The sequence below is a fragment of the Enterococcus rotai genome (genome assembly GCF_001465345.1).
GTDB classification, from domain to species: domain Bacteria; phylum Bacillota; class Bacilli; order Lactobacillales; family Enterococcaceae; genus Enterococcus_L; species Enterococcus_L rotai.
This window is the reverse complement of record NZ_CP013655.1, coordinates 717,818-731,032: the sequence shown is the minus strand read 5'-3', so window position 1 is coordinate 731,032 and position 13,215 is coordinate 717,818. Positions and strand designations below refer to the sequence as shown.

The 13,215-nt window shown below is 36.7% G+C and carries 8 protein-coding genes; 6 read left to right on the top strand and 2 right to left on the bottom strand.

Annotation, left to right across the window (positions count from 1 at the left end; genetic code table 11):
* Nucleotides 1–13 precede the first annotated feature (13 nt).
* On the bottom strand, nt 14–3,214 hold the full coding sequence (locus ATZ35_RS03470; protein WP_208929513.1) for a BspA family leucine-rich repeat surface protein: 3,201 nt from the start codon (nt 3,212–3,214) through the stop codon (nt 14–16).
* Between the two features lie 371 nt (nt 3,215–3,585).
* Here ATZ35_RS03470 and ATZ35_RS03465 point away from each other — a divergent pair, with 371 nt between their 5' ends.
* From ATZ35_RS03465 to ATZ35_RS03440, 6 genes are all read left to right on the top strand, one after another.
* Nucleotides 3,586–4,533 (top strand): ABC transporter permease, encoded by a 948-nt coding sequence (locus tag ATZ35_RS03465; RefSeq protein WP_208929512.1) that lies wholly within the window; start codon nt 3,586–3,588, stop codon nt 4,531–4,533.
* A gap of 15 nt (nt 4,534–4,548) precedes the next feature.
* On the top strand, nt 4,549–5,469 hold the full coding sequence (locus ATZ35_RS03460; protein ID WP_208929511.1) for a carbohydrate ABC transporter permease: 921 nt from the start codon (nt 4,549–4,551) through the stop codon (nt 5,467–5,469).
* Between the two features lie 27 nt (nt 5,470–5,496).
* Entirely contained in the window at nt 5,497–6,963 is a 1,467-nt protein-coding gene (locus tag ATZ35_RS03455; protein WP_208929510.1) for an ABC transporter substrate-binding protein, read from the top strand.
* Between the two features lie 179 nt (nt 6,964–7,142).
* Complete coding sequence (locus ATZ35_RS03450; RefSeq protein ID WP_208929509.1) at nt 7,143–7,757, top strand: YesL family protein; 615 nt, start codon at nt 7,143–7,145, stop codon at nt 7,755–7,757.
* Entirely contained in the window at nt 7,750–9,516 is a 1,767-nt protein-coding gene (locus ATZ35_RS03445; RefSeq protein ID WP_208929508.1) for a sensor histidine kinase, read from the top strand. Before ATZ35_RS03450 ends, ATZ35_RS03445 begins: the two co-directional genes overlap by 8 nt.
* Nucleotides 9,517–9,528: 12 nt before the next feature.
* Nucleotides 9,529–11,025: a response regulator transcription factor gene (locus tag ATZ35_RS03440; protein WP_208929507.1), complete on the top strand. Its 1,497-nt coding sequence runs from the start codon at nt 9,529–9,531 to the stop codon at nt 11,023–11,025.
* Nucleotides 11,026–11,072: 47 nt separating this feature from the next.
* Here the strand turns inward: ATZ35_RS03440 and ATZ35_RS03435 are convergent, their stop codons facing one another.
* Entirely contained in the window at nt 11,073–13,214 is a 2,142-nt protein-coding gene (locus ATZ35_RS03435) for a GH92 family glycosyl hydrolase (protein WP_208929506.1), read from the bottom strand.
* Nucleotide 13,215 lies beyond the last annotated feature (1 nt).

Genomic DNA, 13,215 nt, shown 5'->3' with positions numbered 1-13,215 from the left:
TCTGATTTCCTTTTTACTTAACGATTTCGCGTGTATAAGTTCCATAAGTAGAGCCATCATAGTTTGTTTGAAACTCTTTCGAATTTAGATAGCTATGCTGCCCATTTTCGTGAATCCAGCGTCCTGTATATTGCCGGTTTTGTTTTTCGGGTAGACGAGTATCTTTGAAACGAAATGCTTCATTTAGCGTTAATGTATCTAGTGAGTCGGTGCCATAAAACATAGCGTTCATAATATTATTGTTGCGCGTGTCCCAATTTGATAGATCCAAACTCTTTAATGAACGATTGTCTCTAAACATGCCGCCCATATTTTTTACATTACTAGTATTCCAGTTAGCAACATCTATTTGCTCCAAAGCATAATTTTCATGGAACATCTGAGCCATGTCATTCACTTTGCTAGTATCCCAATTTGTTACACCAACAGATTTTAATGCGGACATTCGAGAAAACATATTGCGCATAGTGGTCACATTTTTAGTATTCCAGTTGGAAAGCTCCAATGAGGTTAAAGAATTTGAACCTAAAAACATTTCGTGCATACTTGTGACATTTTCTGTATTCCAATTTGCGATATCTAAGCTTTCAAGTGCTTGCAGACCAGAAAATACTTGCGCCATATTGGTTACACTTTTGGTGTTCCAATTCGCTAATTTGACTTGTTGTAGTAATGTGGATGAAAGGAAAAGCCCATTCATATCCACTACATTTTCAACGTTCCAGCTAGATAGATCTAAGCTTTTCAATTTTGTAAGGCTAAACATACGTGACATGTTTGTTACTTTATCCGTTTTAAGATGCTGTGTTCCTTCGATTTCTTCTAGTTCAGACAAACCTTCAAATAAAAAGGCTGAGACCTTAGCTAAGGTCACATCTTGTTTGAAGTTGATTTTTTTAATTTTTTTGCCGTTCAAAGCAGCGTTCCATTCTACTTGTCGCTGGATGTTATAGCCCCAGCTAGATTCTGGAAATTCGCCAGATTTAAATGTAACGGTTTGAGTTGGTTCATCCCATGTCCAAGAAACTGTACCAAAGCGTTTTAACTCGCCTTTTTCCCGTGTGTATGTTCCAGCATGACTACCATCATAGGTTGTTTCCAAGTCTTTAGAGCTCAAATAATATTTTTGTCCATTTTCATGAACCCATTTACCAGAATGAGGGGCATCTTTCTTTTCCAGTAACCCTGTTTTATGAAGCCGAGTTGACTGACCTAGTGTCAAGGTATCTAAATTTTTTGTCCCTTTGAACATGTAACCCATAATCCTATTGTTGCGAGTATCCCAATTGGACAGATCCAAACTCTTTAATGAACGATTATCACTAAACATACTGCCCGTATTTTCCACATTTTTAGTATCCCATTTGGAAACATCTATTTGTTCTAACGCATAATTTTCATTAAACATCACTGCCATATCGTTAACCTTGCTAGTATCCCAATTTGCTACACCAACAGATTTTAATGCAGACATTCGAGCAAACATACCGCGCATAGTGGTTACGTTTTTAGTATTCCAGTTGGAAAGTTCCAAGGATGTTAAAGAATTTGAATATGCAAACATTTCGTTCATACTCGTGACATTTTCTGTATTCCAATTTGCGATATCTAAGCTCTCAAGTACCTGCATAGAATAAAATACTTGATCCATATTTTTCACATTTTTGGTGTTCCAATTGGCTAATTTAACTTGTTTTAGTGAATCGGTTGACCGGAAAAGGCCGTTCATATCTCCTACATTTTCAACATTCCAGCTAGATAGATCTAAGCTTTTCAATTTTGTACGGCTAAACATACGTGACATATTTGTTACTTTATCCGTTTTAAGATGCTGTGTTCCTTCGATTTCTTCTAGTTCAGACAAACTTTCAAATAAGAATGCTGAGACACTGGATAAGGTCACATCTTGGCTGAAGTTGATTTTTTTGATTTTTTTGCCTTTCAATAAGCTGTGGTTTTCAATATGTCTTTGAATATTGTTATTCCAGCCAGTTTCTGGAAATTCTCCTGCACTAAAAGTCAGCGTTTGTGTATCCTCATCCCACGTCCATGGTGCAGTTCCGTAGGTTCCTTTTACTTGCTCAACTTCGTATTTTTTAGTTAAATCATACAACTTTGTCTGATATTGGTAACTAGATTTTGTTCCAGTTAAACCATCGACCTTAACCGTGAAAGAATCACCTTCTTGATAGTTGATGTCTTTCGGAGCAAAAATAACTGAGTTATACCCCCAAATACTGGTTACGGTGTATTCTCCATCACTTTGTTGATCTGTGAATGTCCAGGTTTTTCCACTATTATCTTGAGTCAATGTCACCTTTAACTGCTCACGATTGAATCCATAGCCTTCGTTGTAAAAATGCAGAGACCAGCGGAAGTCGTTCCCTACGTACTGCAATGGAAAGGTTTGGTTAGTAGGCCATGTCGCAATATGGTCCTTAGTAACGGTGTTACTACCATCGCCTTGTGCATATAGTGCTTCTGAGAATTCTACTGTCTTTTCTTGTGGAATTTTTAATTCGGCAAAGCCAAACCCGACCGTTTGATAATAAGGGTTCAAAATAACAGTACGATGTCCTACTTGGAAATTTCCTGCTCCGGGTTCATACATATAAGCATCTGTCACAGTATTCAATGGTAAGGATGGTACAGAGTCGATATCATCTCTTCGAAATCCATACTTTCCTAGATTACTATATCGTGCTGCTGAAACAGCATTTTGCCAAAAATCATCCGTCATTCCTTTAGGTTTTTCAAATTGATCTAAATTGTGTGTTAACTGGCGTGTTCCAGCAACACCAACAGCTCCATATTGAGCAATCTCTACACGCTCTTTTGTCCATTTGACTGGGACCATTCCTGCCGATTTACGAAGAAGATTCACATAAGCCGTAGCATTATCCAGCGTATTTGGATTAAATTCTCCCAGTGTGTATTGATCGGGTCCAATGATAGGTGCAACCTTAAATTTTCCTGCAGTGACATCATTGTTACGAATTGCCCAATACTCATCTTGAAAGGCTTGGAGCTTTTGTATTTCTTCTTTTGTAAACAAAGATGATTTACCGACATTATCCGTACGTAGCTGAGGTTTAGCTAACACCTCTTGTTTCAAGGTGTCAACAGTTCCTTCAATAGGAATTTGCGGCTCCTCTGCATAACTTGTTAGTGGAAATAATAATACTAAACCTAACAACCAACCTCTTTTTTTCATATTCTCCTCCTAGAAATAATTTTATTTCAACCTATTTGTAAGATAGATTGGAATTTAATTATATCATATTGAATGTTAGTAATCTTTGAAAAATTTAATTTATTTATCTTTTTTTTGATATAAATAAATATAAATATCGTTTTTAAATATATGAATAATCTCTTTTTTGAATTTTATACAGATGAAATCGTAACGATTACACAGAGGAGTTAAAAGGGACAATTTTCACTGATTTAAGTAACGATGATTTATGATCGAAATTGGCCAATATCTATATTTTTTATAAGAATATCTATATTTTGTTTATTCTCATTCTTTTTTGGAAGCGCTACAATTCTATTGTAGACAATTTGATGAAAGGAGTTGAGTAGATGAAGAAAAAGTCAAAGAGTGCGCTGTTTTTTAACAATGTTTGGCGGTATAAAGCGTTGATTTTGATGGCGATTCCGGCGATGGTTTGGATGATTTTTTTCTTTTATATTCCAGTATTGACCAATGTGGTGGCGTTTAAAGACTTCCATATTTCACCAGACGGGTTTATTGCTAGCTTAAAGGAGAGTCCGTGGGTTGGCTTAGAGAATTTCAAGTTTTTGTTTTCTTCTAATGATGCATTTCTGATTACGAAAAATACAGTGTTGTACAACGTGACCTTTATTGTTTTGAACCTTGTCATTTCTGTATTTTTTGCAATCGTGATGAGTGAACTGCGGAATAAGCGTTTGGTAAAAGTCTATCAAACGATGTCTCTATTACCTTATTTCTTATCTTGGGTTATTATAGGATATTTTGTTTATGCCTTTTTAAGCCCAGATAAAGGGATTTTTAATCAATGGATTTCAAGTCGTGGCGGCACGCCAATCAATTGGTATAGTGAACCGAAGTTTTGGCCGTTCATTTTAGTCTTTATCGGAACGTGGAAAGGGATTGGCTATAATAGTATTATTTATTTTGCTTCTGTTATGGGGATCGATCCAACGTATTATGAGGCCGCAATGGTTGATGGCGCCAGCAAATGGCAACAAATCAAGAATGTTACGATTCCGCAATTATTACCTTTGATGACGATCATGACGATTTTAGCAGTGGGAAATATTTTTAGAGCGGACTTTGGTTTGTTCTATAATGTGCCGCGTAATTCTGGTTCGTTGTACCAAGTTACGTCAGTTTTAGATACGTATATCTTTAATGGTTTGACTGCGACAGGGGACATCGGAATGACGGCAGCAGCTGGATTGTATCAGTCAACAGTTGGATTTGTTCTGTTGATGGTGACAAATGGGATCGTTCGTCGTTTTGACAATGATTCGGCATTATTCTAAGGAGGAGTGAAAACATTGAGGAAAAAGCCAGTTTCAAAAGTAGAAATTCGTTCGTTTAATAAACCAGTCAATTTATTTTTTAATGTGCTGATCGCTGTTTTTGCTCTCTCTTGTGTGTTGCCGTTTTTATTTGTTGTGGCGATCTCACTTAGTAATGAAACAGCACTAGCCGCTCATGGATATAGTTTTTGGCCTAAGGAGCTTAGTATCTTTGGCTACACTTATTTATTTGATCAAATGCAGGATAAAATTTTTCAAGCATTATTTGTGACGGTCTTGGTTACCTTGGTCGGCACACTGATCAATAGTACAGCCACATCCTTGTATGCCTATGTGATTTCTAGATCTAATTTTCCGTTTCGTCGGTTTTTCACGGTATTTTGTTTGATCACGATGTTATTTTCTCCAGGGATGGTCGCAAACTACTTGGTGATGACGAATTTACTTCAATTAAAAGATACGATTTGGGCGTTGATTTTGCCAATGGCAGTTAGTCCGTTTAATATTATTGTGATGCGGACATTTTTTAAACGCTCAGTGTCTGAGTCGATCATCGAGTCGGCTCGGATCGACGGGGCTTCAGAGATGCGGATTTTTATTCAAATCGTATTGCCGCTCGCGGTACCTGGTATCGCAACAATCAGTTTATTTGCTGCTTTAGGGTATTGGAACGACTGGTTCAACGCACTCTTATACATTCAAAAAGATAGTTTAGTTCCATTGCAATATTTATTGATGAAGATTCAAAATAATATTCAATATCTGACACAAAATGCTGGCGCCAGCAGTCAATTGTCTGGTGGGATGGCAGCAATACCAGGAGAATCTGCGCGAATGGCAATCGTGGTTATTTCAACCTTACCGATTGCGATCAGCTATCCGTTTTTCCAAAAATATTTTGTTAAAGGGTTAACGATTGGCGGAGTTAAGGAATAATATATAGAAAATGGAGATGAACAGAAAATGAAGACGTGGAAAAAAGTAGTCGGTTTAAGTACAGCAGTTGTTCTTTTAGGGGCGTTGACAGCATGTGGCGGAGGTAGTAAAGAAAAAACTGACGGGAGCAGCAAAAAAGCGGATGAAAATACGTTATTGATGTATCAAATCGGAGATAAACCAGATAATTATGATGCATTGATGGAAGTTGCCAATAAGAGAATTGAAGAGAAAACAGGCGCTAAACTAAATATTCAGTATATTGGGTGGGGCGATTACAAGAAAAAGATGAGTGTTATTGTATCATCAGGTGAAAATTATGATATTGCATTTGCAGATAGTTATGTACCAAATGCACAAAAAGGAGCCTTTGCGGATTTAACTGAACTAGCACCTAAGTTTGCGAAAGATGCCTATGATCAATTAGACGAAGCCTATATCAAAGGGAATTTAGTAGACGGTAAACTATATGCCTTTCCAGTCAATGGCAATGTCTATTCGCAACAAGTGTTGACGTTTAACAAGCAATATTTAGATAAATATAATTTATCGATCGATGATATCAAAACCTATAAAGATGCGGAAAGTGTGTTAAAAACATTCCATGAAAAAGAACCGAACATCGCAGCATTTGCGATTGGTCAAGGGTTTAAAGCGCAAGGGGACTTTGATTTCCCAATTGGAAATGACTATCCATTTGCTGTCGATCTAAATGGCGATACTAAAAAGATTATCAACCAATACGAAAACAAAGACTTTATGGATGTACTGAAAACAATGCATAAATGGTATCAAGCAGGGTATATTCCATCCGATGCGGCAACAAGTAATACGGAGTTTCCATTAGAAGGAAATACATGGTTCATTCGTCAAGAAACACAAGGTCCTTACGATTATGGTGATACGATTTTAAGTAATGCTGCTGGTCAAGAATTAGTATCTAAAGCATTTACGACACCATTAAAATCAAGTGATCAAGCAAGAATGGCTAACTTTGTTGTATCAAACACATCTAAAAACAAAGAAAAAGCTGTGGAAGTGCTAGGCCAAATCAATAGTGATCCAGAATTACTGAATGGGTTAGTTTGGGGAATCGAAGGCGAAGCTTGGGAAAAAATCCCTAATAAAGATGGGAAAATCAAGTTGCTAGATGGCTACAAACCAAATACGCACTTACCTGCATGGAATACTGGAAATAACAAAATCTTATACACGCAAGATACGATTACTGATGAAATGATCAAAGAGCGTGATGAATCAATCGCTAAAGCAGAAACATCTCCAATCTTAGGTTTTAACTTTGTAACGTCGAATGTGAAAACAGAAATGAGTAATATCGCCAACGTTATGAGTCAATATTTAGATGGTTTAAACACAGGAACAGTGGATCCAGAAGAGACAGTTCCTAAATTAAAAGAAGCACTTGATAATGCTGGTTATGACAAAGTCTTGACTGAAATGCAAAAACAATACGATGAATTTTTGAAAAAATAAATCAGATATAGACCTTGGAACCAAGTGAATCGATACTACATCGTTTTTGCTTGGTTCTTTTATAAAAAAATAATATTCTGACTAAACTGCGTAGTTATATTATAAGCAGCAGTTTTTTTATTTGGCATATCAGCCATAGTTATTTATTATACTAATTAGAGAGAGAAAGGAAGAGTTAGATGGTTGGAAAAGCGTTAGAAACGTTATTCATTAAAGTTTGGGTCATCGTAAAATTGAATCTATTCTTTTGGCTGTTCAGCTGTTGCGGTTTGATTGTCGCAGGCGTAGGTCCAGCCTTGAAAACAGTCAACGAATTATTTGTCAGTCACGAATTCAATTATAAAGAAATCACGTTGAAGGATGGCTGGAACACGTTTAAAAAGAACTTTGTAAGAGGAAATCTGCTTTTTTATGGATTGGGATTGTTATTAAGCATATTGGCGTACAATTTATTTTTATCTGTACAAATTCAGGGAATGGCTTTTTTAATGATCGATTTTCTGTTAGTTTTTGCAATGATTTATGGGATCGTTACGTATCAATACACATTGTTATTAGATAGCTATTATGAAATCGGTTTAAAAAATTTGTTGAAACTGGCGTTTATTTCGACATTATCTAATTTTACGAATTTATTGAAAATAGCGATTGGCGTAAGTTTGATTGTATTTATTACGTGGAAATTCAAAGGATTGATTCTATTCGGTACGGTTTCTATGATCCAAATATGGAGCTTTACAGCGACAAAATCATGGCGCCAAACGATCGATCAACGTTTGGAACTTCATGCGTAAAAAGAAACCTTCTTCCTTTAATGAAAAAACATTACTAAACCGATTACTGAAAAATTATGCGTTGATTTTGGTTACACTGATCCTGATTGGTATGGTCAGCATTGGGATGAATACCTATTGGCAATCGATGGGAAGAGGGGAAATCACAGCGCAAGAAGCTGTCGATACGATTGCTCGCTCGATCAATGATAAAAATATTCAAGGGAAGACGATGTTAAATGGGTTGACTGATAATCAAGAGAAGATCAACAATTTGAATCGTTATATGGACGAGCCAATTTCCAATTATTTGAATTATTCTTACGATCAACAACTAGCAACGGGCAACTATTTATTTTTACCAGGTCAAGTGAAGAATTTTTACACGATGTATGACAATATAGAATCGATCATTATGGTGTTGAATAATTATAATGATTACTATCTTTCTACCGCAGATGATAAGAGTGGTAAAAAAATCAGCGGAACCCCTCGCTTAAACAACAAATTTTATTTATCTTATCCTATTACAAATCCAGTAACTTTAGAAGTTCTGGGCAGTTTTTATGTCGAATTTTCTCAAAAAGATATTATTGATAGTTTGACTCATTTAACGACGTTTGATGGCTTGTCAGCCTATGTTTTTTCAAGTACGGGCTACCAATTATTAACTTATACAGAAAAAAATAACACCTTAGACCAGCAGTTGATCCAACAAAAAATGAAAGAAATTTCACTATTACCGATTCAAACGTTGGCCCAAACTAATCTGTTGGAACATATACAAACAACGAGCGGTTTTGATATCTTGGTAACTGTATCTAAGCAGCAGATCCTCACACATGTCTTTTTTGATTTGCGCATTCTAATGATAGGCGGCTTAGGCTTGATTTTTTTATTGCTGTATTTGTTGTATCGAACCTTTACGAAGTATTCACAGCAAGTTGATATTATCATGGACTCAATGGCACTTGTCACTAAAGGCGATCTAAATACGCGAATCAATGAACAGGAGACACAGTTTGAACTGAGAGAGCTCTCAAAGGGGATCAATACGATGTTGGATAATATTGAGCAATATATCGCCGACATTTATAAATTAGAGATCAAACAGCAAGATGCGCATATGCGAGCGCTACAATCTCAAATCAGCCCACATTTTTTATACAACACCTTAGAGTATATTCGCATGTATGCATTAAGTGAAGGCAGTGAAGAATTAGCGGATGTAGTCTATGCTTTTTCAACCTTACTGCGTAATAATACGGATCAAGCTAAAACGACAACTCTGGAAAAAGAGCTAAGTTTCTGTGAGAAATATGTATATCTGTATCAAATGAGATATCCAGACCGAATCGCTTATCATTTTGAAATCGATGACGCATTGAAGAAACTAGTTTTACCTAAATTTTCCATACAACCATTGATTGAAAATTATTTTGTCCATGGTATCGATTTTTCGCGAAATGACAATGCAATCAGTGTTAAAGCACATTTAAGTAATGATCAAGTGAAGATTTTGATTCGTGATAACGGGAAGGGGATCTCACCTCAAAAACTAGCTTTGATTGAAACGAAATTGCAAAGTGAACAAATCGAATTACATGGCTCGATCGGGTTACAAAATGTGAATGAACGCCTGCGTGCTTACTTTGGGCCAAGTTTTTTGATGACAATTAGGCCAAATGAAACCAAAGGAATCGCTATTGAACTTTCATTTGACGATTCCTTTCCTAAAACCGAAATCGGGTATAACAATAGTCAGACTAGTTCACAATAAAGGAGCGAGAAAATGAAGTATAATGTTTTGCTAGTTGATGATGAATATATGATCGTTAATGGGTTGAAAAAGATTATTTCATGGGAAGAGGAAGGTTTTACCATCAAAGGGACAGCTCGAAATGCTAAAGAAGCATTGACCACGATGGAACTGGAATCGATTGATCTTGTGATAACGGATATTACGATGCCGGAAATGACAGGACTAGAGTTTATTGAAGCTGCTCAAAAAGAAGCTAGACAGTTTGAATTTATGATTCTTTCTGGTTACCAGAAATTTGATTTTTTAAAGGGCGGATTACAGCTCGGGGCTATTAATTATTTGATGAAACCAGTAGATAAACTAGAGCTTTTAAAAAGTGTCCGGAAAGCAAAAAAACGTCTAGACAATCGGAATCAACAAGAAACTAGGAATGGTTTATACAGCGAAATTTTATTGTCACAATGGGTAAATGGTGAAATCGATAAAGATAACTTTGAAGAACTTGATCAGCTAATCAACACTGCGGAAAAATCGGATTGGACAGTCTTATTAGTAGAGGTCACACGCGAGAAAAAAGCGCAAGTCGTAAAATGGCTGGAAGGACAGCAACAATCCTTATTTTTTTCACGAAATTTAGGCGATAAAAGTTTGCTTGTACATATCTTTAAAGGTGGCAAATATCACTTAAACCAACTTCTAGCAGCAAATCCGCTGCAAACTGAAGAAGATGACAGCTGGCTGATCAGTGTAGGGGAAACGGTCAGTGATTGGGAAGATGTTCCAGACAGTTATGAAAAGGCGAACCAAACATTGCAGCGTTATAAATTTTATGAAGCAGGCGGTAAAAATTTACTCTATTCAGTTTTTTCAGATGACTTTGATCTTTCGGCAGATATTATTAATTTTAATAAGACCTTGATGGTAGGGGATTTCACTACGATCGAGTCAACCATCGCTGAGATTTTTTCTAAAACTCAAAAAATCGGTGCGCGACCAGAAGATGTCCGACACATTACCTTTATGCTGTTCATGGATATTTATCGGCGTTTTAATCATTTGGATGAAGGGGAATATCAACAGATACTGGATGATATCAATCATTCCTCAAATGTGGATAAACTACGTGAAATCCTATCGAATACAGTCAAACAAATCACCCGGGAAAAGATTGCCTATGATTATTCTGAAAATGTCCAAAATGTGATCGATAAAATTCGTTCGGATTATACAAGTGAGTTGACATTGAAATGTGTAGCGCAATCGTTGCATCTTAATGTGATGTACTTAGGGCAACTATTTAAGAAAGAAACAAAAAAGAGCTTTTCTCAATATTTGAATCAATATCGTATGAAAAAAGCCCAAAATCTATTGTTATATACGGATGATAATGTGAATGAAATTGCTGATAAAATTGGCTTTAATAATAGCACGTACTTCTCGCAGATCTTTAAAAAGATGAATGATTTGACACCTAAAGAGTTTCGAGAAAAATATAAGCATCATTATGATTCAGTAGGAGAAGAATGAAAAAGCGGACTGGCTGTTTAGTTGCAGCCAATCTGCTTTTTTAGTGATCAAATACTAAATGGAAGCTGATCAGCTTCATAATGTTTCGGTCTAGGTACAATTCCCAACGTAAAGTCGATCAGTCCACCTTCCATCAATGATTTGTGATCAAAAACTAAACGCTTATGAAGAGCGCCGTTATAACGAATCTGGTCGACAAATTGCTGTTGCTCATGGTTTGGACTGGCCGTAACGGTCAATGTTTCACCATTCGACAAATGAATAATGGCTTTATCGAATAGCGGCATTCCAATCACATATTCTCCAGAACCAGGACAAACAGGATAAAACCCTAATGAACTAAAAATATACCAACTGGCCATACTGCCATTATCTTCATCGCCAGGGAACCCAGTTTGGCTGTCATTGAATTCTTGGATCATTAATTGCTTTAACAAGGGTTGAGCAAATTCCGGTTTGCCAAGATAACTAAACAGATAAGGCAAATGGAAACTTGGTTGATTTGAAATCGCCAGTTGCCCAAATTCAGTAGCAGCCATTTCACTCATTTCATGAATTTCAAATCCATACCCGTCTACATTGAATGTGGGCGGTTGGTTACAAAGACTGATCAATTGTTCTTGAAATTTTTCTGGACCACCAAAAGCTGTGATCAACCCTTTAAAATCATGATAAACAGCAAAACTACTTTGCCAAGCGCTGCCTTCAGCATAATCGCCACCCCAGCGATGGCTGTTAAATGGTTCTTTGAAGGTACCGTCCGTCAATTTAGCACGCATGAAACCTGTGGCAGGATCAAAAATAGTTAGATAGTTTTTAGCTTGTTTCACATAATGTTCTGTTGCACTCGTTTCTTTCAATGTCTTAGCGACTTGACTGATACAAAAGTCACTGTAGCAATAATCTAAGGTATGATTGACAGACTCATGATAAGTAGCAGGGACGTAGCCGTATCTCAAATAATCTTTCGTTCCTTGTCTACCATAATTAGAATTCTCACTTTGGATCGTTGCGCCTTTGATCATGGCGTCTAAGAACTCTGGCATCAAATCAGGATGAATCTTTTTAACTGCGGCATCAGCAATCACTGCATCGATCAGTGTCCCAGGCATCAAGCCTCGTTCATCAGGTGAAAGCCATTTAGGCAAATAGCCACTTTCTCGATAACTATTTAAAAAACCTTCTAGCATTTCAGCATATTTGTCCTGTGCAATCAAGGAATACAAAGGATAAACGGTTTTATAAGTATCCCAAAAACCATTATTTGTATAGAGAAATCCCGGTTTTACTTCTTTAGCTAAAGTATCATAATGGATAATTTGGTTATCAGAATCCTTTTCATAAAATGTTTGTGGGAATAAAAACGAACGATATAGATTATGGTAAAAAGTTGAACGACGTTGTTGGTTTTTATCCTGAATGTCGATTTTATTTAGGTAGTGTGCCCATTGATCTTCTGATTGTGTAAGGTAATCTTCTGGCTGCCAATCTAATTCACGAGATAAATTTAACTTGGCTTGCTCTAAACTTATAAAAGAAGTACCAAACTGAATCATTTGTTCCTGAATATCACCAAATGAAAAAGCAAGACACTCATTTTCCCCATTCTTTTCAAAAGGCTCTTCAAAAGTGAAGGGTTGTTTAAAACGCATCGTGAAATAGAAAGAAAAGTCTTTGTCCTCACAGTCTGCATAGTTTATGATCGTGCCGGAGACGGAATGATCGTTTTCAACTATAAGCTGATATTTTCCTGGTAACGAAAGCAAAAGACGGGCATCTGCTTGAGTATACTTCGTTGTTAAAATGCCGCCATACATACTCGGGATCAAACGGGACGTTGATTGATAACGTTGTGCCGTGATTTTTAAGTGACTTGGATTAAAAACGCTTTCATCTGGTCGGTAAGAAGACTGTGCATGAAAAACAGTTGCTTCTTTTAATGTGCCGTTAAAAGGCTGCATCACTAAATAACTAAAGTCACCCATCCAAGGGCTTGGTTGATGAGTCAAACGGAAACCTTGAAAAACTCGGTCGCGAGGATTGAACCACCAGCTACCGTTATCTCCGTTCGTTTGCGGAGCAAAATAGTTCATGCCAAATGGCACACCAGTATAAGGTAAACAATTCCCATTTGAAAAAGAATGTTGGTTATCAGTACCATGTCTAGTGTCGATTAGTGTTGGTTTCACT